The organism is Sphingopyxis sp., from assembly GCF_050725655.1.
Taxonomy (GTDB): domain Bacteria; phylum Pseudomonadota; class Alphaproteobacteria; order Sphingomonadales; family Sphingomonadaceae; genus Sphingopyxis.
In genome coordinates this window covers 20,268-42,031 of the sequence record NZ_JBOHHT010000039.1, presented here as the reverse complement: position 1 = coordinate 42,031, position 21,764 = coordinate 20,268, and the positions used below count along the sequence as shown (strand labels likewise).

The window sequence follows — 21,764 nt, the reverse complement described above, 5'->3', positions numbered from 1 at the left end:
GGTGGCAGCGCGCAGCGCTGACGGAGGGGCTTTGGCGCACCGTTGTCGCCCCTCCACCACGCCCTGCGGGCGCGGTCCCCCTCCCCATGCCTGCGGCACGGGGAGGATTTATGCCCCTTCCGGTCGTCAGCGGTCATTCCCCCGGTCTGACACCTACTCCCCCGGGGTCGCGCAGAAGAAATTTCTGCACCTTCCCGGCGGCGTTCATCGGCAGCGCGTCGACGATGACCACCTGACGCGGCACCTTGTAATTCGCCATATTCTCGCGGCACCAGGCGACGATCTCTTCGGGGCTGGCGCTCGCACCGGGGCGCAGGACGACATAGGCATTGGGCACCTCGCCCAGACGTTCGTCGGGCACGCCAATGACCGCCGACTGCATGACCGCCGGGTTGGCCGCGAGCAGCCCTTCGATCTCGGCCGGATAGGCGTTGAAGCCGCCGACGATGAAGATGTCCTTGGCGCGGTCAGTGATCTTCACATTGCCGCTGGCGTCCTGCACCGCGATGTCGCCCGTGCGCAGCCAGCCTTCACCGTCGATCGCCGCTGCGGTCGCCGCCGGATCGTTGAAATAGCCCTGCATCACATTGGGTCCGCGCACGAGCAGTTCGCCCGCCCCGCCCGGCGCCACCAATTCGCCCGCCTCGTCGATCAGCTTGACCTCGATCCCGTCGAGCGGGCGGCCCGCGGTGTTGGCAATCGTCGCGGCGTCGTCGCCGGCGCCGCACATCGTCACGACGCCGCAGGTTTCGGTGAGGCCATAAGCGGTGAGCACGACGTCGATCCCGAGTTTTCCGCGCATCTCCTCGATCAAGGTGACGGGCACCGACGCCGCGCCCGTGATCGCTACACGCAGCGACGAAATGTCGAACCTGTCATAAGGACCGGCGAGCAGGCTTTGAAAGATGGTCGGCGGCCCGGGGAGCAGTGTGACGCGCTCGCGCTCGATCCGTTCGAGTATCTTGTCGGTCTGGAACACAGCGTGGGGTAGCACGGTCACCCCGCGCATCAGCGCGACCAACCAACCAGCCTTGTAGCCGAAGCTGTGGAAAAACGGGTTGATGATCAGGAAATTGTCGCCTGGCCCATAGGTCAGCGTTTCTCCATAGGCGAGATACAGCCGGACATTCTGGCCGTGCGTCGTCACCGCGCCCTTCGGATTGCCCGTCGTGCCCGAGGTAAAGAGGATGTCGCAGACCTGATCCTCGCCCAGCGCATCCATCCGCGCGCCGACCGCGGCATCGGAAAGTGCCGCGCCGCGATCGAGGAAGGTCTGCCAAGCCGTGCCACCCTTGTCGCCCTCCATCAGGACGATTCCGCGCAAATCGGGCAGATCCTCATCTGCGATCAATTCCGGATAGGCGGTGCCGAGAAAATCAGCGACGGTAAGCAGCAGCTTGGCACCGCTGGTGCGCAGGATGTACCCCGCCTCGCGCCCCTTCAGCCGAGTGTTAAGCGGTACGATCGCGGCGCCCGCCGCCTGCGCTCCGATGGCGGCGATGATCCAGTTGATCGCATTGGGCGCCCAGATCGCGATACGGTCCCCCGCCACGATCCCCGCGGCGATAAAGCCCTTGGCGGCGGCACGCACCAGCGGTTCGAGATCGCGATAGCGAATCTCGGTCCGGTCCTCGCCCCGGATCGCGACGGCATCGCCATGCGCGCGTGCCGCCGCGAAGATTTTATCGGGTATCGTGAACTTGGCTTCGGCCACGGCAGATCGTCTCCTGCGCCGGGCAGCCATGGACAAGCCGTCCATTTGCCCGATCGATTTGCTCCTCGCTGCGTTACGCGCGGGTGCGGCCGCGACAACCCCTATTCGGGGGGCGCGCGATTTGCGCTCCGCCCCTTGCCGCGCACGTCCCGACAGGTCATTGCCGGTTGGAGCCCGACTCCCCATAAATGTGGACGGCGGGACGCGAACAGGAAGCGAAGCCGGAATGCGGATCGGGAAACCTCTGGCCGAAGTCGATGAACTGGTGACCCTGCTCTATCGCGGGCCGCTCGAAGCGACGCCGTGGCTGGGCTTCCTCGAAGCGCTGAGCCGGCGGATGCGCTGCGCCAGCGCGGCGATCACGTTGCGGCTCAGCCGGCAGGGTACGCCGCCGCTGATCATCTGGGGGCCGCCTCCGGTGATCGACGAGCGCGAGGCGCGGCGGATTCATGCGGTCCATGCCGAGCTCGGCGATCTCGACCCGCTGCGCAACGCGCTGACGAAAGCCGGCGACATCTTCAGGCTGAGCGAAGTGATCTCGCCGGGCGACCTTCGCGGCAATCGCTTCTATCGCGAGATATTGCAGCCCTATGGCATCGAATATCAGCTCGGCATGTATATTTCCGAACCCGGCGGCTGGGAGGGCAATGTCGGCCTCACCAACGGCCCGGATGAAGCGGATTTCGCCGACGACGACAAGCAGGTGCTGCTCGCGCTGCGCCCGCATCTCGAACAGTCGCTCGCGCTCTTCTCGCGCATCCGCCGCGACGAAACCGAGCTGCAGGTGATGATCGACACGCTCGACCGGCTGACGCTCTGCACCTTCATCCTCGATGGCGCGGGCCGCATCCTGCGCACCAACAGCGCCGGCCGCGCGCTGATCAAATCGAGCAGCGCGCTGCGCGCCGCGGATGACCGGCTTGTGCTCGCGAGCAAGACGGGCAATGCGCAGCTCCAGCAACTGATCGGCAAGGCTCTCTCGGTGCGCCGCGACGGCGGCAGCTTCGCCGAAGGGCTGCGTGTCGAGGCGGACATCGACCGGCATCTGGGGGTGCTCGTGCGCACGATCGAGACGCCTTCGCGCTACAGTAACGAGGCCGGTCCCGCCGCGGTTGTCTATGTCTCGGGACTCGACAACAACCAGCCGCTCGAAAGACTGGTCAGCCAGATCTTCGACCTCACGCCGTCCGAAGCGCATCTGGCGGCGCTGCTCGCGACCGGGCTCAGCCTCGCCGAAGCGGCGGCCAGGCTGGAGCTCACCGAAAATACCGTGCGCAGCTATTGCAAGACGATCCTCAGCAAGACCGGGGTCAGCCGGCAGGCCGATCTCGTCCGCCTGATCCTGCGCAGCGTCGCCGTTCTCGGGTGACGCGCCCCCAAAAGGGGGTGGCGGCGCGCGGGCCAAAGCCGCAATCCGGGCGTCCTATCTAGTCCAATTGAGCGATGCGCGGCCGGGACCGGGCGATAGGGTCGATATGTACCCGCCCATCAGACGCGGCCGGATGAGGAGCAAAAAGGTTATGGCCGCCAATCCCGACGCCATCGCATATCGGAGCGCACTCGGCGCGTTCGCGACCGGGGTCACGATCGTCACGACACGGACCGGCGCGGGCGAAGATTGCGGGCTGACTGCCAACAGCTTCAACTCGGTCTCGCTCGATCCGCCGATGGTGCTGTGGAGCCTCGCGCGCACATCGCAGAGCATGAACGCGTTTCAGGGCGCCGCGCATTTCGCAGTGCATATCCTCGCCGCCGATCAGGAGGCGCTCTCCAACGGCTTCGCCAAGCGCGGCGCGGACAAGTTCGCCGGCACCAAAATCGAGCGCGGCGAAGCCGATGTACCGCTGCTCACCGGCTGCACCGCGCGTTTCCAGTGCCGCACCGCCTATCAATATGAAGGCGGCGATCACATCATCTTCGTGGGCGAAGTCATTGCCTTCGACCATGAGGACCGTGCCCCGTTGCTCTTCCATGGCGGCCGCTATGCGCTGGCCGCGCGCAAGGCCGCGATGCTCACCGCCTGCGATACCGGCACGCAGCCCGCGGGCAGCTTTGGCGAGGATTTTCTCGGCTATTTGCTCGGCCGCGCGCATTTCCAGCTCTATGGGCGAATGCAGAAAAGCCTGAGCGAACATTGCCTCGACGCCACCGATCACTTCATCCTGAGCGTGCTCGGCATCAACGATGGGCGCACGGCGGCCGGGGTCGAGGGCGTGATCGGCTATACCGGCGCGCGCATCACGCCCGATCGCATCGCATCGCTCGCGACACGCGGCATCGTCCGGATCGATCCGACCGACCGGATCTGGCTGACCGAGACCGGTCGGCGCACCCTCGTCGAACTCGCCGCCGCCGCCAAGGCCGCCGAAGAGGATGCGCTGGGCGCTTTCGACGAGAATGAAACCGCACTGCTCAAGCATCTGCTCAAGCACGTCATCCGCAGCACCGATCCCGGCCTTCCCGATCCGTGGGCAGCGCCGGAGACGCCGTAAACCACGCACAGAATGAGGGAGCGCCCGAGGATGGAGAGGATACGGACAATTGCGGGTCATGGCCCGATCCGCCAGATCGCCTGGCTGACCGAGAATCTGGATCGTGCGATCGACCAATGGCGCCTCCTCGCGGGCGTCGGCCCCTGGACCGTCTATCGCAATGTCCCGCTCGACGGCATATATCGCGGCGCGCCCGCAAGGATCGGGATCGATGTCGGGCTTGCGTATCAAGGCGAGACCCAGATCGAGCTGATCGCACCGCACGGCACCGGCCCGTCACCCTATCATGACCAAAATGGCCGCGTGCGCGTGGGTATGCATCATGTCGCCTGGCTGGTCGACGATGTCGCGGCCGCCGCGAAGGATGCCGCCGCCGCGGGCCTCGTGCCCGTGTTCAGCGCCGAGAGCGGCGGCGGTGCGACGCGCGTCGCCTATCTCGAGGCTCCCGACGAGCCCGCGATCCTGCTCGAACTGATCGAGGCGACGCCGATGATCCGCGAAGGCTTTGTGGCAGGAACAGCCGCCGCCCGCGACTGGGACGGCAGCAACCCCCTTACCGTTTTCGACTTCGCAGCCTGAGGAAGCATCATGGAAAAGATCATTTACGCTCTGTGGAAAGTCAGCGCGGAGGAAGACGCGCGCTTTACCGCGCGGCTGTTGGGCGAGATCGCGCCGCGGCTCGGCGGACTGGCGCACGCGATGCGCATCAATGTCCAGGACGACAGCGTCGCGACCGGCACCTCGCCGCGCATGACCTCGACCCGCCCGCAGATGGATGCCGTGGTCCAGCTCTGGCTGCCGAGCGCAAACGAGCCCGAGCGCGCCGCCGTCGATGCGATCATCGCGGACGCCGCGCCGCGCCATGCCGCCTGGCTGGCGAGCGAATCCACCATCATCGCCAACACGCTGCATCCGCCGACGCCCGGTGCGCGTACCGAAGGCTTTTCCCAGATTGTCTTTCTCGGCCTGCCGCCAAGGCTGAGCTGGCACGCTTGGCGCGACGCCTGGCAGCGCCAGCATTCGGCGGTCGCGGTCGATACGCAAAGCAACTTTGAATATGTCCAGAATCTGATCGTGCGGCCGCTGAGCTATGGCGCACCCGCCTATGTCGCGATGGTCGAGGAATGCTTCCCCGCCGCCGCGCTGACCGACGAGGCGGTCTATTTCGACGCGGCGGGCGACGCCGCGCGGCTGGCGGAGAACCAGCGGCTGATGATGGAAAGCTGCGCGCGCTTCATCGATTTCGACCGGATCGACTGCATCCCGACCAGCCAGTTCGATATTCGGCCGTTCCAGCCCTAGCCAATAAGTCGCGCATCGTTCGCGGCAGGAACCGAAAAGGATATAACATGCGCAACGTCGATGAATCGCTGAACTATGTCGATCCCGACGCGATCGTCCGCTCGGAGCGCGTCGAAATCGACGCCCCCGCAGCGGTGGTGTGGGAGATATTGGTCGACCTGCCCCGCTACGGCGAATGGAACCCCTTCTGCATCGCCGCGGAATCGACGCTCGAAATGGGCGCGCCGGTCCAGATGACCCTGAAAAACTATACCGACCCCGACGCGACCTTTCCCAATTGCGAATATGTCTGCGCGTTCGAACCCGAGCGTCTGCTGTCTTGGGCATTGCCGCACGACGATGCATGGCCCTATCCGGCGCGGCGCGACCAAGTCGTCGAGGTGCTGGGCGACGAGGCGTGCGCCTATCATTCGACCGACGCCTTTCTGGGGCCGAACGGCATCCATGTCATGCGCTTCGCCGGCCCGTGGGTGAAGCGCGCCTTCGACGACACCGCTTATGCGCTCAAGGCGCGCGCCGAGGCGATGCACAAGGCCAGCAACGCCGCATCATAAGACCAGCGTAGCTGCCGCCACCTTTTGGGGCGGCGCCATCATGGCAAAAAAAGAAGCCGGATGCCGATCGCTCGGTATCCGGCTCTTTCAGTTTCACCCGAACAAGGTCGGGTCAGAATTTGAGCGCCAACTCGATGCCATAGCTGCGCGGGTCGCCGTACATGACGCCGGCAAAGCCCAGCGAGCCGAAGTCGATCCCCGAAAGCAGATAATCTTCCTTCGTGAGATTCCGGCCCCAGACCGCGATCGAAGCTTTTGCGCCACCGATCGCAATGTCCGAGATCGACAGGCGCGCGTTCAGCAGGCCGACGCCGCCATCGGCGATCTCCTCATTAAACGGGTTGACCGGATGCCAATAGACCTTGCTGCGATAGCTCCAGTCGGCGCGCGCGATGAAATTGCCGAAATCGCCAAGCGCGGTTTCATATTGCGCGCCGATATTCGCGGTCGTCGCGGCCGAATATTGAAACTTGGCGACGTCCGAAATGTCGGCAGCAATGCCGGTGAACGGATCGACATACATGAATTTTTTGAACTTGCGGTCGGTATAGCCGACCGAGGCGTCGATGGTGAAGCCATCGGCGACCTGCGCCAGGATTTCCGCCTCGATCCCGGTATACGTGGCCTTCGCGGCGTTGACCGTCGTGCTCGCCGCCCCGCCCGTCCCGGCAAGGAGCTGCTGCACCTGCAGATCGTCGTAGATCGCATGGAAGGCCGCGATGTTGAGGCGGACACGACGGTCGAAGAGTTCGCTCTTGAACCCGACCTCATAGGAGGTCAGGTCCTCGGGATCGAAGCCGTTGTTGTCCGCGGCGCGTGCGTTGAAACCACCCGCCTTGTAGCCCGTGCTGGCACGGACATAGGTCATGATGTCATCGCTCCAGTCGTAAGAGATGTTCGCCAGCCAGTTGAGGCGGCTGAACTTGCGCATCAGGTCGCGCGGCGCCGGCGGCATGGGCGCCGACTGGATCAGATGCTTCCTGTCCTCGGTATAGCGCAGCCCTCCGGTGATGGTGAGCCGGCTGTCGAGCGCGGCGGGCTTCCAGCTGATCTGGCTGAACGCCGCCATCGATTTCGAAATATGACGATAGGACAGCAGCGTGCCGAGGTTGACGCCAAAGCTGTTGAGATTGACTCCCGGCGCGATCGAGATCGGCACCGGCGACGGGAGGACCAGCGTGAAGCCCTGCGGATTATCCTCGGTCGCGCGCTCGCGGAAATAATAGGCGCCAAGCACATAGTCGAACTCGTCACCGATCGAACCGATCAGGTTGAATTCCTGCGAAAATTGCTTTTGATGCCGTTCGTTGCTGGTGTGGAACAGGTCGATCGGGCCGATGCCTTCGGGAATGAAGGCGTTGGGCGGCACGAGGATCGCGGGGTTGACGAGGAAGCCGACCAGCCCGCCATTGCCGTCGATGTCCGAACTGTCGTTCACATTGTCCCACTTGCGATAGCCGGTGATCGAACGCAGCGTCGCGTCGCCAATCTCCCAGTTGATCGTCAGCGAATGGCCCTGGACCTTGTCATGAGCATTGCCGTCATTGTCGAGGCGCACCTGCGAAAGCCTGTCCTGCGACACCTGCGGCGCCGTCCCGCCGAGTGCGGGCGAGGCGTTCAGGTAATCGAGAATGTCCTGGCGAACCGCACGAAGCTGGAAGGCGTTGGCGCGGCCGTTGCGATCGCTCGAATCAAAGACATAATCGACAGTGAAGCCGGTGCCCTTGTCGAAACGGACCGCCGCGCGCACCGCGTCGGTGTTGCGCGCCCCGGGGTCGCGCTTGTCCGAAGGTTCGAGCAGGTTGTCGACCGTCCCGTCGCGCTGGCTGTGGTAATAGCCGAGCTTCAGCGCGAGCCCCGTATCGCCGAGCTCACCGGTATCGATCAGCGCCTTGACCACGCGCTCGTCGAACTTGCCATAGCCGACCTGCAACTTGCCGCCGAAATCCTTCGACGGCTTGGCCGAGATCAGGTTGACCGCGCCGCCCGTCGTGTTGCGGCCATAGAGCGTCCCCTGCGGCCCGCGCAGGATCTCGACGCGCTCGAGGTCCATCATGTCGAACAGCGCGCCCGCCGAACGGCCGACGATGACGCCGTCGACATAAAGCCCCACCGCGGGATCGGCGGTCAGGATCGGGTCGTTGTCGACGATGCCGCGGATCGAAATCGACGGGTTGGCCGTCGCCGACGGCGTTTCGGTGATGATGAGGTTGGGCGCCGCGCTGCCAAGCGCGGCGACGCTGGTGATACCGCGCTGCTCGATCGCTTCGGCGTTGATCGCGCTGATCGCAAGCGGCGTGTCCTGCAGGCTCTCCGCGCGCTTCTGCGCCGTGACGATGATTTCGCCCAGTCCTTCGGACGCGGCACCCTCGGCCTGCGGCGCCTGTTCGGCCTGCTGCGCTTGCGCGGCGCTGGCCATCCAGGGCGCGATCAGCGCAATGGCGGCCATCTGCGTGCGGCGATGTGTGCGTGCCTTCATCAGTCCCATCCCTTTCGCTTATCGATTATGGCGTATTATGTGCCACTTTTTATCAATTTTCACATGATGCGTAATATATGCAATACATACCTACGCAAGAAGGTAATTCAACACCCCCTTTTGGGGGTGGGTATACGGACAAAAAAAGGGCGGCAAAGCCGCCCCAGTTTCCGCCCCTAACGCATTTAAATTCCGGGCTGTTCTTTGGGGATATGAACCCTCAACCCGTCCAGTTCCTCGGTGATATGGATCTGGCAGCTCAGCCGGCTGCCCGGCGTGACCTCGATAAAATCGGCCAGCGCATCGAGCATGATGGCCTCCTCCTCGCCTGGCGGCCCGACTCGGTCGACCCAGGCATCGTCGACATAGACATGGCAGGTGCCGCACTGGCGGACGCCGCCGCACAAGGCATCGATTCCGTCGACCAGATTGCCGATGGCGAGGTGCATGACCGCCATGCCCTCGAAGTTGGTGCAGGTCTTTTCGCTCCCGTCGGGCTGGACATAGGTGACGCGGGCCATCAGTTCGCGCCCTTCGCGTGCATCGGGCAGCCCGCAGCGCCGGCAAGCGCATCGAGATCGGCGGCGGAACGGGCGGCGATCGTCCGCCGTTTGTAGCGCACCCGGCACGGCTGTTCGGGCCAATAGGTGCCCGCACCGGCGATCGGGCGCGGCGTGTCGATCAATTCCATGTCGTAGCGCTGGAGCAGGATGGCAATCAGCGCCTTCATCTCCATTCGCGCGAAGTTGACCCCGGCACAGCGGTGCATGCCGCCGCCAAAGCCGATCAGGCTGTTCGATTCGACCTTGCTGTCCGCCCGTTCGGTGTTGAAGCGTTCGGGATCATAGTCGTCGGGCCGGTCGAAGATCTCGCTCATCCGATGGCTGACCGAAGGCGCGAGCAATATCCAGTCGCCTTCGCGAATCTGATAGCCGTCGCGCTGGAAGTCGGCGGCCGCCTTGCGGATCATCGTGAAGGCCACCGGATGTAGCCGTTCGGTTTCGCGCAGCGCAAGGTCCATCTTCTGCATCGCGATCGCCTGTTCCCAGCTGAGATCGGCGCCCGAGGCCGAACCCAATATGGTCGCGATTTCGTCGCGGAGAACGCCCTGATACTCACGGTTCTGAAGAACATCGATCATCGCCCAGCTGACCTGCCCCGCGGTCGTCTCATGCCCCGCCCAGACGAGGAGCAGGATCATGTGGATGATCAACTCGTCGGGGATCGGCCGGCCGTCAGGATAGGTCGATGCGACCATGTCCTGGAAGAAGTCGGCGGGCTCGATCGGATGCGCGCGGCGCTGCCTGATCCAGTCGCCGAGGATCTGGTGCAGTTTTTTCTTGGCGGCCTGGCTGCGCCGCATCTTCTTCGTCGGGAGCCACAGCGGCAGGACAAATTCCATCCCGCCGGAGAAGTCGCGGAACAGTTCGAAAAATTCATGGCCCAGCTTCTGCTTGAAATCGCGCCCCATGAAGCTGTGCGCCGCGATGTCCATGACGACCGGCCCGAGGGTCGAGACGAGATCGAACTCCCCATTGTCGCCGAGCCGGTGACAGAGCGCCATCGCCTCTTCGGCCATCACCGGGACATATTGCTTCATCGCCGAAGCCTTGAAGCGCGGCATGATCACCGCGCGCTGGTTCAGATACTCCTCCATCTCGGCGAAGGAGTAGAAGTTGGGCGAGAACATCTTGTGGAAGAAGGGCATCGATTCGCGGATCGACAGCAGCTTGTCGGTTTCCTGAAAGACGAAGCGATTATTGTCGGGGCCGAGCATCACGACCATGTTCCGCCCGCCCATGCGGAACGAATAGATCGGGCCATGTTCCTGATAGCCCCTGCGCAGCAATCCGACGGGATCCTTGAAGAAGCTGGTCAGGTGGCCGAGGAACGGCATCCCTCCGCCCATCGCGGGCGGGTTCATCGCGATTGCCGACATCCTGATTCTCCTCTCAACGCCGTCTTCGCGGCCGAACGGGAAGGATCATCGCGCGCGGGCGGCCGGCGGCCGAGCGTGTCACGCCTGAATAGCGAATTTCAATCCTTTAAGGATTGTTTGGCGCGCCTTTCAGTACCGAGCGAGCCCGATCCGACGTCGCGCGCGACCATCGGCAGCGGAATCGGGGTCGACGCGATCAGCAGCCCGACGTTGGTCTTGACCGCGGGCGGCAACGGCGCGTCGCGCGCGACGAGGTCGCGGACCTCGCGGAACAGGCTGGCGAGCCGCCGTTCGAGCAGCGCGCGCGATGCGTCCGACAGCTCGCCGATCTCGAATTCCCAGATCGATCCCGGCGCCGAGAAATCATATTGCAGGAACTCCTCCTTCACGCGCCGGTCGAAAAAGCGTCGCATCGGCCCGCCTCGCCGCCAGCCGATGCTGCGCGCGGTCATCAGGCGGATCGCATTGCCGGGGAGAAGCTGGATCAGCCCGATCCGTTCGAGTTTCATGAGCGCGGGGATGAGCTGGGTCTGATCGATCGCATAGTCGGCCTCGATCCGGTCGACCGTCCAGCCGCCGAGCGCGAGGTGAAAGCAGAAGAGCGCGAGCGGCTCGTCGACCAGCGCCTGTTCCTGCGCGTCGGTCAGCGTCGCCGGCATCGCGGGCCGCATCTCGTCGGCCATCCGCGCGAGCGCGAGGAAATCGACGCCGGCCAGTTCGCAAATCTCGTCGATCCGCGCGAGCGTGAAGCTATTCTGCGCGAAGGTGCGCCGGACGCTCGCATGGCTGATGCCGAGCGCACCCGCGACATCGGCATAGGTCATCCCGCGCTCTTTCAGGATGCGCTTCAGCGCGTCGACCAGATAGATGCTTTGCGTATGCAGGGGCGCGGGCGGGGTCATCGCGCGCTTATCGCCCTAAAGGATCGACGCCTCAAGCGCGCAGAAACTGTGACAGAGCCGCGCATCGACGATGCGATCGGGGCATTCGGGGTCGAACCAGCGGTCGATCCGCGCCCAATGATAGGGGTGGAGCATATAGGGGCCGAGCAACCCCTCGATGCCGGCATATTCCTGCTCCCAGACGTGCGTCCAGCGGCGTTCGCCGACTGCCGCGTCGGCGCGGCTGAGCTGCCAGTTGCGGATCGCGGGGATGTAATGCGGCATCATCCGCGTTTCGGCTTCGAACTCGGCAACGGTTTCGGGATCGCTGCGTTCGTCCACGCTGAGCAACAGCACGCGATAGACGCCGTTCACAAGGTCGGGATCGTGCTTGCCGCCCGGTGCGCCCTGATAATCGGCGCCATCGGCCGAGGCGACAGGCGCCCGGGCGAGCAGCGGCACCAGCGCCGCGCCGAACGCATCGCGCTGCTCCGCGCTGTCGAACGCACAATGGACGATCAGGTCGCCGCCGAAATGGCTGCCGGGCAAGGTGGGGGCGACGAGCAGACGATACGCCATATGCGCGCTGCCGAGTGCGCGCGCGTCTTTGGCGAGAGACGCCAGACCGGCAGGATCGGCGAGCGTGACAAGGCGGGTCAGCTTAAACATCGCAAATGCCTTCAATATCGGCGGGATCGGCCGCGAAGAATCGCCGGCGACTGACCGCGCGCAAATCGGCCTCGGCCCACCAGGCGGCGACCGCGGGGTCGTTGCCGCCGACGAACCGCATCTGCCACCAGCCGCCCGTATCGGCAATCGACCAGCGGAAACTCAGTGTGTTGGGCTGGTCATCAAGCCACATCGGCGGACTGACGAGCACTTGTTCGAGGTGCATGCCGCGCTCACGCGCGCCGGGCGCATAGCGCGCCATATAGTCCTCCAGCAGCGCCTTGCCGTCGCCCGGCTTCGCGACGATCTCGTCGATCGCGTGGATGGTCCGCCGTTCAGCGCGCGTCATGGTCGGCCACATCGAGGATGAGCTTGCCCCGGACATGTTGCGCCTCGACCCGGCGGTGCGCCTCGGCGACCTCGCCGAGCGGCAGGGCCTCGATCGCGGGAGGCTTCACGCCGCGCGAAGCGCAGAGCATGGCGAGCCCCTTCAGATGTTCGGGCAGCCGCGCGACCGCGACCATGTTCGACAGGATGCTGATGCTCCGTGCCGCGGCCTCTGCGACCAGCGCGTTGTCCGCGCGCGACACCAGCGTCTCGATCTCGACATAACGGCCGCCGGGCGCGACGATGTCGAGCGCGGCGGGAAGCAACGTATCGAGACCGACCGCATCGAGCACCAGATCGACACCGGCCGGCGCCCATTTTCGGACCCTGTCCGCGACGTCGCCGCCGCGATAGTCGATCGCGAGTTCGGCGCCGAGCCCGCGGACATAGGCATGATTGTCCACGCCGCAGGTCACCGCGACGCGCGCTCCAAGCGCCTTCGCCACCTGGATGCCGATGCTGCCAACGCCGCCAGCGCCGCCGTTGATCAGGACGAGTTGGCCTTTGCGCAGTTCGCCGACGTCGACAATTCCGCCATAGGCAGTCGTGCCCGCGACCGGCAGCGCCGCCGCCTGCGCAAAGCTCCACCCCGGCGGCAACGGCGCAAGAAAGGCGGCATCGGCGATGCAATATTCGGCGTAGGAGCCATCGAGTCCCTGCCCTTGCCGCGACATGCCGAAGACGCGGTCGCCGGGCCGGAACGCATCGATGCCCTCGCCCACCGTCTCGACGATGCCCGCGAGATCGAAGCCGAGCACGAAGGGAAAATGATAGTCGATATAGGCGGAGAGCTTGCCCTCGCGCGTCTTCCAGTCCGCGGGATTCACCCCCGCGCAGACGACGCGCACAAGCACCTCGCCCGGCCCGGGTTCGGGCGTAGGCAATTCACTCCAGTGCAGCACGTCGGCATCGCCAAAACCGTCGATCACCATCGCACGCATTCGCATCTCCTCCCTGTCGTTCGCCAGCTCGCCTCAGCGCCGAAAGCTGAGCGTCACCGAATAACGGCGCGGATCGTTGAAATAGCCCTCGACGAAGCCGAAGCTGGACGAGGCGTCGTAACCCGCGGTCAGCACGCGCTTGTCGGTGATGTTGTCAACCGCGAGCCGCAGCGACAGCCCGCGCGCGGGCAGCGTGAATTCGGCGCTGGCGTTCAGGATCGCATGATCGGGCGCGCGCATCAGCGGCGAATTTTCGACATCGATCCAGGTGAGGCTGCGATAGGCGGCGTCGAGCCGGAAGCTCGCATCGACGCTGCCCGACAGCGCGGTCGAATAGACGATGCTGCCGCTCGCGGTGAGATCGGGCGCCTGCTTCGGATTGCGGAAGCTGACATCGGTCGGAACCCCGCCGATCACCGAGGTGTAGCGCAGATATTTCGCATCGAGATAACCGAACGAACCGCTCAGCCGAAGCTCGCGCGAAACGCGAACGTCGGCCTCCAGTTCGATCCCCTGGATCCGCGACTTGCCGGCGTTGTCGGTGCGCACCACGATCAGGCCAGTGTTTGGGCTGACCGTCGAGATCAGTAGCTGCTGATCCTTGTAATCGTTGCGGAAGGCCGAGAGGTTCAATGTCACACGCCCGCCCAGCGTGGTCTTGAGCCCTGCCTCGTACGCGGTCAGATATTCGGGATCGTAGGACCCGATTTCCTCGACCGAAGTCGGCCGCCCGTTGAAGCCGCCGCTGCGGAAGCCGCGCGACCAGGAGACATAACCGAGGATGTCTGGGGTGAATTTATACGCGAGCGAAGCGCGCGGCGTGAACGCCTTCCAGTCCTCGCTCAACCGGTACGAGGGCATGCCCGCGAGTAGCGGCTGCTGGCTGTAGAACCGCATCGCGGCCTGATCCCAGACCTTTTTCTCCCAAGTGTAGCGCGCGCCGAGTTCGAGCGTCAGCGCATCGGTAACGTCGAAGGTGGCGTTGCCGAAGAGCGCATAATTGGTCGTCTTCTGGCGGTTGGCGAAGTCGATGTTGAAATCGAGCGCGGTGGCGAGCGCGGGATCGAAACCCGCCGCGATCAACCGGGGATAGAGCCCGTCGGCGACGTAGAGCAGCGTATCGTCGCGCGATTTCTCGCGGAAATAATAGGCACCGAGCAGCAGCGTGCCACGATCGCCGAACAGGCTGGTCGCATATTGCAGTTCCTGCGAGAGCTGGCGTGCGCTCTCGTCATGGATGTCGCCCGCATAATTGACGTCCGCCGACGCATCGCCGTCGCGCCCGAAGATCGCATGGACCCAGCGATAGGCACTGATCGACTTCAACGTGCCGCCGCCCAGATCGGCCGAGAGCGTCAGCGTCGCGTTTGCCGAATCGGTATCGTCGCGGTTGAGGAAATCGGTGGTGTCGGTGCGGTTGATGCTGCCGGGAGCGGTGCAGCACGGCGCGATGAAGGTCGATTGCAGCCCCGAGAAGAAGGTCGGAGTGAAGGACAGCATGCTGTGCGGCGTGCTGTTCTGACGCCGGCGCAGCCCGTCGACGGTCAGCACCGCATCGATCGGCGACGCATCATAGTGGAGCGTCAGCCGGCCCGCCTGAACATTGCGGTTGCCGAGATTCTTGCCCGACGGCACTTTCTGCCAGCCCTCGCCCCATTCGCCGAGCGCGGCGACGCCAATCGCGAGATTGTCCGACAGCCCCGCCTCGACATTGGCGCGCAGCCGGAGATCGTTGAACGAGCCGTAGCGGATGTCGCCTTCGAGCCGGTCACCCGTCGGCACGCGCGAGACGACGCTGATCGCGCCGCCGATCGTGTTCTTGCCAAACAGCGACCCCTGCGGCCCGCGCAGCACCTCGATCCGGTCGATGCCCAGAAGCTCGGTGGTCGCGCCAAAGCTGCGCGCGACATAGACGCCGTCGATATAGAGCGCGACCGCGGGATCGGAGGTGATGATGAAATCATTCTCGCCGACACCGCGGATGAAGGCCGAGACGCCGCCGCTGTTGCCGCCCTGCCCCGGGGTGAACTGGAGATTGGGCGCGACCTGGCCGACGTCGGTGACCCCGTCGAAGCCGCGCGAGTCGAGCTGCGCACCGCCGATCGCGGTGATCGCGATCGGCACGTCCTGCAGCTTTTCCTCGCGCCGGCGCGCGGTGACGACGATCTCGGTGGATTCAGCTTCGCTCGCCATGTCCGCGGCGGCAGCGGGCGTCTGCTCCTGCGCGAAAAGGGGATGCGCCGCCGCGAGCGCTACCAGCGCGACCGACGCGCGCGCGAAATGCCTGTAATTTTTCATGATTGCCCCTCTGCGACCCGGAATATTTCCGAGATAATGCCTCTCTTATGCATCGCAATTGACACTCCATTAAACGCATTTCAACATCAAATGGTAATTATATATATATTCTGCGTTTATCAGATGGGGTTTTCTGTCATATTTCATCGCTTTATGTCGAGGTCGCCCGGCGACGTCACTCGCCGGGCCGGTACGGAAACCGCTATTGTGCGGCGACCGCGGCCTGCACCCTGAAATGCGGGATCACATGCGTTCCGATGTTGCGGATGGTTTCCAGGATCACGTCGTGCGGCACCGCGCCCATCTGGAAGAGGAAGAGTATCTCGTCGGCCCCGGCGTCGAACAGGCGCTGGACGTAGCGGATGCAATCGTCGGGGGTGCCATAGGCGTCCTGCACTTCTTCATAAGCGCCGGTATGTTCGGACCCGATGGTGATCTTTTCCTCGGATAGATAGGCGACGACCGCCTCCTTCTCTTGCTGGAGGATCGCCGCCTGCTCGTCGCCCGACAGATCCTCGACCGTCGGCTTGGGACCGCCCTGATACCAATAGCCGAGCGATTCGACGAAGAAGCGCTGGCCGCGAAGGCCAATGCGCCGCGCCTTTTCGCGATCACCCAGCACCAGCGCCGGACAAAGTGCCGCAAGATGTTCGGTCGGGCGAAAGCCTACCTGATCCTCGGCCGTGCGATTGGCCCACGCCGCGCGATAGATCGCGTTCTTCGCGGCAATGTCGTCGGGTCCGGCAAAGCCGAGCACGAGCGCACCGATCCCGCGTGATCCGGCGGTGGTCAGCGCGTCGGCGCGCGTGCACGCCATATAGAGCGGCGGGTGCGGGTCCTGATAGGGCTTGGGATGGATCGGACGGCGCGGTATCTGAATATATTCGCCGTCATGTTCGATCTCGTCCTGCACCATGATTTTCGGGATCAGGTACATCGATTCATCGATCATCGGCTGAAGTGCGCCCAGATCATAGCCGAAGGTTCCCGCTTCCTGCTGCGTGCCGCCCTTGCCCATGCCGAAATGGACGCGGCCTTTGGACAGGATGTCGAGCGTCGCAATCCGTTCGGCGACCTTGACCGGATGGTTCATCGCAGGGGGGAGGCAGACGACGCCATGGCCTATGCCGAGGCGCGTGGTCTTGCCGGCGAGGAAGGCGAGGAAGGTCTCGGGCGCCGACATATGCGCATATTGGGTGAGCGCAGTGTGCTCGACCGCCCAGACGGTGTCGAACCCCATTTCCTCGGCCAGCAGAGATTGTTCGATAATCTCGTGAAAGCAGCGCGCTTCGTTTGCACGCGATGTGTCCACCATCTGCGCTTCGTAAATAATCGAAAATTTCATGAGCGTCCGATCCTCTCCGTTATCCCGCATTTTTTGCGAGCATAAGGCGCCCGTTCGCGGCCGTTCCTCGTCCAATTGGATCAATTCGCCTGACCCCGCCGGTGCTACGAAATCGGGCAACAAGGGATGGAGAGAGGATCGAGATGGGCATGTTCGAGGGCAAGGTCGCGCTGGTAACCGGCGGCGCTTCGGGAATTGGCGTCGCGGCAGCACTCCGCTTTGCCGAAGAGGGCGCCGCGGTCGTGGTCGCCGACATCAACGAAGCCGGCGCCGAGGCGATCGCCGCGGCGATCCGCGCCAAGGGCGGCCGCGCGCGCGCTATCCGTTGCGACGTCGCCAGCGCCGCCGACAATGATGCGATGGTCGCCGCCGCAAAGCAGGATTTCGGGCGGCTCGACGCTGCTTTCCTGAATGCGGGCGCCTATGCGCAGACGGGTTTCGAAGAATCGGGCACCGCGACCTTCGACAATATGGTCGCGATCAACCTGAAGGGCGCGTGGCTGGGGCTGCAATCGGTGATGCCCGCGCTCGAAGCGGGCGGCGCGGCGGTGGTGACCGCCTCGACCTCGGGCGTCATCGGACTGAATGTCGCGGCCGCCTATAGCGCCGCCAAGCACGGCGTGATCGGGCTGGTGCGATCGACGTCACAGAGCTTCGCGGCGCGCGGCCTGCGCGTCAACGCGATCTGCCCCGGGCCGGTCGCGACCGCGATCCTCGGGGTGGCGGAGCAGGCCCCGATCCAGCCGGCCGATACGCTCGCGCTCCCCGATTATGGCGGCGTGCTGTTGCCCCAGCATATCGCGGAGGTCGCGCTGTTCCTCGCAAGCCCGCGCTCGGGCGGGATCAACGGGCAGTCGCATATCGTCGATGCGGGCTATCTGGCCAGCTATCCGCCGATGCCCGAATGAGCCGGAGGGCGCGTCAGTCACGCACGACGCGGATGCGGCTGAGCCGGGTCCTGGCGATCAGCCAGCGTCCGCGCGCCTTGCGGTAGCAATCGTGATAATGCCCGAAACCGTGGCGCGAGCGGCCTGCAAGGTCGCTTCCCTCGCCCGCCCAGAAATGATCGTCCATCGCCCAGATGCCCTCGGCGTCGCGCGCGCCGGTGAAGCGGATCTCGAAGCTGTGGACGTGATGAACCGTCGTCGCATTTTCGAGCGTGGCGGCGACCCCTGCGACAAAAGCCTCGGCACCGGTGGTCAGCAATCCTTCATCGGTTTCACCCGGCATTTCGCGAAAGTCGCCGACCATGTCGTCGGTGAGCAGGCTGCGCAACAGCACCCAGTCCTTGGTGTCGAGCGCGCGCAGATAGCGCGCCTTGAGCAACCGGATTTCCTCGATCGCAGCGAGGTTGACGGCTTCGGTCATCATCTATTCCCCTCCCAGGAAGGCGGCTCGATAGGCCGCGAAACGCTGTTCTACATCCGAGCGGTCAAGACCGAAATCTTCAAGTGCATATTTGTGCGGCGCGCGATCCTCGCGCTTGTTCGCTTCGATCCATTCGGCCATGCCCGCACGCACAGCGTCGGTGACATCGACCCCCGCGGCCGCGAGCACCCGCACGCCCTCACCGATCGGATCGCCCAGCAGATCGGCGTAGCGGACGTCGATGAAATTCTGTCCCGCGACCTGTCCGCGCACCGCCATGAAACGGTCGAGCAGATCGGCGAGCCGCGGCACCCAGAAGGCGGCGACGCTCGCCGGATCAACGCTGTCGGACACCATCCGATAAAGACTGTGCTCCATGCTGCTATAGCTCGGGACCGTAGCGACCGGATCGCGATGCGTCATCACGATCTTCGCCTCGGGAAAAACCGCGATCACGGCGTCGAGCGCCAGCAGGTGGCCGGGGGTCTTGAGCACCCATTTCGCGCCTTTGCGGCTTTGGTCCTGCCATTGCAACGACTGGAGAATCTGCTTGAGATCGCGATAGCATTGGACGCGATCATGTTCGGTCAGCCAGCGCGCGAAGCTCGGGACATAATAGGTTCCCTCGATCATCGTGCTCGAAAAGAGCTGGCCGAGGATGATGAGTTCCTCGTCGGGCTGATCGATGCTCATCGGATGGATCGACATGAGGTCGGGAATCGCCCTGAGCATATAGTCGAGGAAGCCCCGCGCCGCTTCGCGCCGCGCTTCGGGCTTGCCGCGCTCCTCTTCGGGAAAGGGGGCGTAATTCTGTGTCTCGAACCAGCGCGTCCCGGTCATCCCCGGCGCCGAGGCGAGCATGCGGTGAAGCATGGTGCTACCCGTTCGCGGCAGGCCGACGACGACCGCCGCAACCTCGACCTGCTCATCGAGGATTTCGGGGTGGCGCTTGACCAGATCGACATGGCGCAGGCGGTTGACGAGGCCATTGACGATCATTGCCGAAGCGCTCGCCACCCCCGCCTCGCTGAGCCGGGCTTCGGTATTGAGCGCGGGGATCAGTGCGTCGAGATTGGCGAAGAACCAGGTGTTGCCGAAATCCGAAAGCCCCGTCTGTTCGCACGCCCGCGCGACAAGCACGTCGCGATCCGGCACTTGGCCAATTGCCTCTTTCACGGCACATCCTCTCTGCATTATGATAGCAATTTTATATATCACATACGATATTCGTACAAGACAATGCTATCATCTACGCAGAAAGAAGCAATACCCTTAGGTGGTGGAACCACCCAATTCGGTCATTCCGGCGTGGAGCAGGTGCACAAGCTGCGACTGGCGCCGGGCGCCGGTCTTGGCGAAGATCGAGCGCAGGTGCGAGCGGGCGGTGTTGTGCGCGATGCCCAGCCGGTCGGCGGCTTCGACCAGCGAACCGCCACCCGCGAGCGCCGCGGCGAGCAGCGCCTCCATCCGCGTCAACTGGAACAGGTCGCGGATCGCTTCGGGATCGGGCGCCGCATCCTGTCCCGGATCGCTGATGAACAAAGCCAGCGCCGCGCCTTTGCCACCGCGCATGAAGGCCGGCGTCGTCACCGCCTTCGCGACCACGCCCAGATCGCGCTGCCCCGAGGGCCGCTCGATGCGGAAGCGCTGGGGCGGCGAGGCGGCGGGATCGGTCTCCGCATCGAGCATTTTAAGCAGCTTTTCGAGGGTGCGGTGAGCCGTACCCGCCGCCAGCCGGAGCCGCCCGCCCGCCAGCGTCAGCCCGTCGCCCTCGGCAAGCAGGCGCTCGGCGACCGCGTTGGTGCGGATCACCTTTCCGTCGTGGTCGAGCGTGATCGCCGCCACGCCCATCTGTTCGACAACGCCACGATAGACGCCATGTTCGGCGCCCGACGCCTGCAGCCGTTCGAACAGCTGGATGGCGTGGCGCAGATGCGGAACGAGCGCCTGCAACGCATCGCGCTCGGCGACGCCGAAATCGTGCCGGCTGCGGTCGCGCGTCACGCGCAGCCGCGCCTCGAAACCGCTGTCGAAACGCAGGTCCACCCCGAGAATCTGGTCGCCTCCCGCGGCCTCGAGGAAGTCGCGCCAAAAATCGCTCGCGCGCGCAGCGCCCTGCACAAAGTCGCTGAAGGACAAGACCTTGCCTTCGGGCAATCCCTTGAACGGGTCGCTGGCAAAGAAGCTTTCGGCATAGTCTTCGCTGGTTTGCGGATCGGCGTCGGGGGTGACGATCGTTCCCGGTTTGCGCGTGCCCGGCATCGTCAGGATCAGCGTCGCGTAAGTGCCGTCGAGATGGAGCGCGAGGCCGCGCAGAAAATCCTCCCACGGCGTGTCGGTCAGCAAGCCGCCGAACAGGTCGGTGAGCAGCTTCGAAAATTCTGCGGTCGGTCCGCCTGCCTTCGTCATCGCACCTTCATTTCCATCCATTCCATCCCACAAGCCGGAGAGTTTTGCCATGCCCATTGATCCTGCCCTCGCGCCGTTGCTCGATATGATGAACGCGCTGCCGCACATGAACGCGCCCTTCGATCCCGCCGCGCTGCGGCTGGCCGACGAGCAGCCGATGCCCGTACCCAAGGCCGGCGTCGCCGAAGTTCGCGACGTGACGCTCGATACCCGCGCGGGCGCCGTGAAGGCGCGCCTTTATCACCCGATGCCCGGGGTGACGCTGCCGCTGCTCGTCTTCGTTCACGGCGGCGGCTGGGTGTTCGGGACGCTCGACACCCATGACCCGCTGTGCCGCGCGCTCGCCGCGGCGGCCGAGATCGCGGTGCTCTCGCTCGAATATCCGCTCTCGCCCGAGCATCGTTACCCGGCCGCGCTCGACACCGTCCGCGCCGCCGTCGTCGCCGCGGTGGCGCAGGCCAGCACCCTCGGTATCGACGCCGGCCGGATCGCGATCGGCGGCGACAGCGCGGGCGGCAACTTGTCCGCGGCGCTGTGCCTCGCGGCGCGCGACGAGGGCGGGCCCGCGATCGCGCACCAGCTGCTGCTCTATCCCGTCGTCGACAATGATTTCACCCGTGCTTCCCATATCGAGAACGCCACCGGCTATATGCTGAGCAGCGAAATGATGCAGTGGTTCTGGGCGCAATATCTGGGCGATGCCGGTCGCACCGCCGGCGCCCTTGCGACCCCGATCCGCGCCGACAGCCTGGCCGGCCTGCCGTCGGCGACGATCGTCACCGCCGAGTTCGACCCGCTGCGCGACGAGGGCATCGCCTATGCCGAAGCGCTGAAGGCGGCGGGCGTGACGGTGACGCATGACCATTTCCCCGGTGTGATCCATGGCTTTGCCAGCATGCTGGGCATGCTGCCGCAGGCCGATGTCGCGGTGGGAACGGCGGCGCGGGGATTGCGGGCCGCTTTCGCGATGGAAGCCGTGGCGTAAC

The 21,764-nt window shown here is 64.7% G+C and carries 20 protein-coding genes; 7 read left to right on the top strand and 13 right to left on the bottom strand.

All coding sequences use genetic code 11. From position 1 onward, the window contains the following. Positions 1-133: 133 nt before the first annotated feature. The gene (locus tag ACREBX_RS05555; protein WP_431560761.1) at positions 134-1,714 is read right to left on the bottom strand and encodes a FadD3 family acyl-CoA ligase; all 1,581 of its coding nucleotides are present in this window, start codon (positions 1,712-1,714) and stop codon (positions 134-136) included. Between the two features lie 226 nt (positions 1,715-1,940). Here ACREBX_RS05555 and ACREBX_RS05550 point away from each other — a divergent pair, with 226 nt between their 5' ends. From ACREBX_RS05550 to ACREBX_RS05530, 5 genes are all read left to right on the top strand, one after another. Continuing rightward, entirely contained in the window at positions 1,941-3,083 is a 1,143-nt protein-coding gene (locus ACREBX_RS05550; RefSeq protein WP_431560760.1) for a helix-turn-helix transcriptional regulator, read from the top strand. Between the two features lie 151 nt (positions 3,084-3,234). After that, positions 3,235-4,206 carry a flavin reductase gene (locus tag ACREBX_RS05545; protein ID WP_431560759.1) on the top strand — a complete coding sequence of 324 codons (972 nt, stop codon included), beginning with the start codon at positions 3,235-3,237 and terminating at the stop codon, positions 4,204-4,206. 30 nt (positions 4,207-4,236) lie between these two features. Beyond that, positions 4,237-4,785: a VOC family protein gene (locus tag ACREBX_RS05540; protein WP_431560758.1), complete on the top strand. Its 549-nt coding sequence runs from the start codon at positions 4,237-4,239 to the stop codon at positions 4,783-4,785. A gap of 9 nt (positions 4,786-4,794) precedes the next feature. Then, positions 4,795-5,508 (top strand): EthD domain-containing protein, encoded by a 714-nt coding sequence (locus ACREBX_RS05535; RefSeq protein WP_431560757.1) that lies wholly within the window; start codon positions 4,795-4,797, stop codon positions 5,506-5,508. Between the two features lie 47 nt (positions 5,509-5,555). Further along, positions 5,556-6,062 carry an SRPBCC domain-containing protein gene (locus tag ACREBX_RS05530; RefSeq protein WP_431560756.1) on the top strand — a complete coding sequence of 169 codons (507 nt, stop codon included), beginning with the start codon at positions 5,556-5,558 and terminating at the stop codon, positions 6,060-6,062. Between the two features lie 112 nt (positions 6,063-6,174). On the opposite strand, the gene ACREBX_RS05525 is transcribed toward ACREBX_RS05530, so the two are convergent. The 9 genes from ACREBX_RS05525 to ACREBX_RS05485 form a co-directional block, all read right to left on the bottom strand. Continuing rightward, a complete protein-coding gene (locus ACREBX_RS05525) occupies positions 6,175-8,541 on the bottom strand; it encodes a TonB-dependent receptor (protein WP_431560755.1) in 2,367 nt (788 codons plus the stop codon). 185 nt (positions 8,542-8,726) lie between these two features. Next, the gene (locus ACREBX_RS05520) at positions 8,727-9,062 is read right to left on the bottom strand and encodes a 2Fe-2S iron-sulfur cluster-binding protein (protein ID WP_431560754.1); all 336 of its coding nucleotides are present in this window, start codon (positions 9,060-9,062) and stop codon (positions 8,727-8,729) included. Beyond that, positions 9,062-10,480 (bottom strand): cytochrome P450, encoded by a 1,419-nt coding sequence (locus tag ACREBX_RS05515; protein ID WP_431560753.1) that lies wholly within the window; start codon positions 10,478-10,480, stop codon positions 9,062-9,064. Before ACREBX_RS05515 ends, ACREBX_RS05520 begins: the two co-directional genes overlap by 1 nt. Positions 10,481-10,578: 98 nt before the next feature. Further along, a complete protein-coding gene (locus tag ACREBX_RS05510; RefSeq protein WP_431560752.1) occupies positions 10,579-11,382 on the bottom strand; it encodes a helix-turn-helix domain-containing protein in 804 nt (267 codons plus the stop codon). A 15-nt stretch (positions 11,383-11,397) separates the two neighbouring features. After that, positions 11,398-12,030 (bottom strand): Dabb family protein, encoded by a 633-nt coding sequence (locus ACREBX_RS05505; protein ID WP_431560751.1) that lies wholly within the window; start codon positions 12,028-12,030, stop codon positions 11,398-11,400. Beyond that, entirely contained in the window at positions 12,023-12,379 is a 357-nt protein-coding gene (locus tag ACREBX_RS05500) for a hypothetical protein (protein WP_431560750.1), read from the bottom strand. The genes ACREBX_RS05505 and ACREBX_RS05500 overlap by 8 nt, the downstream gene beginning before the upstream one ends. Further along, the gene (locus tag ACREBX_RS05495) at positions 12,366-13,358 is read right to left on the bottom strand and encodes a quinone oxidoreductase family protein (protein WP_431560749.1); all 993 of its coding nucleotides are present in this window, start codon (positions 13,356-13,358) and stop codon (positions 12,366-12,368) included. Before ACREBX_RS05495 ends, ACREBX_RS05500 begins: the two co-directional genes overlap by 14 nt. Before the next feature lie 33 nt (positions 13,359-13,391). Continuing rightward, entirely contained in the window at positions 13,392-15,656 is a 2,265-nt protein-coding gene (locus ACREBX_RS05490; RefSeq protein WP_431560748.1) for a TonB-dependent receptor, read from the bottom strand. A gap of 202 nt (positions 15,657-15,858) precedes the next feature. After that, on the bottom strand, positions 15,859-17,001 hold the full coding sequence (locus tag ACREBX_RS05485) for an LLM class flavin-dependent oxidoreductase (protein ID WP_431560747.1): 1,143 nt from the start codon (positions 16,999-17,001) through the stop codon (positions 15,859-15,861). Positions 17,002-17,144: 143 nt separating this feature from the next. Between ACREBX_RS05485 and ACREBX_RS05480 the strand changes: the two genes are divergently transcribed. Then, positions 17,145-17,909 carry an SDR family NAD(P)-dependent oxidoreductase gene (locus ACREBX_RS05480; RefSeq protein ID WP_431560746.1) on the top strand — a complete coding sequence of 255 codons (765 nt, stop codon included), beginning with the start codon at positions 17,145-17,147 and terminating at the stop codon, positions 17,907-17,909. Between the two features lie 13 nt (positions 17,910-17,922). Here ACREBX_RS05480 and ACREBX_RS05475 read toward each other — a convergent pair whose 3' ends face one another. The 3 genes from ACREBX_RS05475 to ACREBX_RS05465 form a co-directional block, all read right to left on the bottom strand. Continuing rightward, on the bottom strand, positions 17,923-18,372 hold the full coding sequence (locus tag ACREBX_RS05475) for a nuclear transport factor 2 family protein (protein WP_431560745.1): 450 nt from the start codon (positions 18,370-18,372) through the stop codon (positions 17,923-17,925). Further along, a complete protein-coding gene (locus ACREBX_RS05470) occupies positions 18,373-19,545 on the bottom strand; it encodes a sulfotransferase family protein (protein WP_431560744.1) in 1,173 nt (390 codons plus the stop codon). A gap of 96 nt (positions 19,546-19,641) precedes the next feature. Next, positions 19,642-20,829 carry a helix-turn-helix transcriptional regulator gene (locus ACREBX_RS05465; RefSeq protein ID WP_431560743.1) on the bottom strand — a complete coding sequence of 396 codons (1,188 nt, stop codon included), beginning with the start codon at positions 20,827-20,829 and terminating at the stop codon, positions 19,642-19,644. On the opposite strand from ACREBX_RS05465, the gene ACREBX_RS05460 reads away from it, so the two are divergent. Beyond that, entirely contained in the window at positions 20,828-21,763 is a 936-nt protein-coding gene (locus ACREBX_RS05460) for an alpha/beta hydrolase (protein WP_431560742.1), read from the top strand. The genes ACREBX_RS05465 and ACREBX_RS05460 overlap by 2 nt on opposite strands. Position 21,764: the final 1 nt, after the last annotated feature.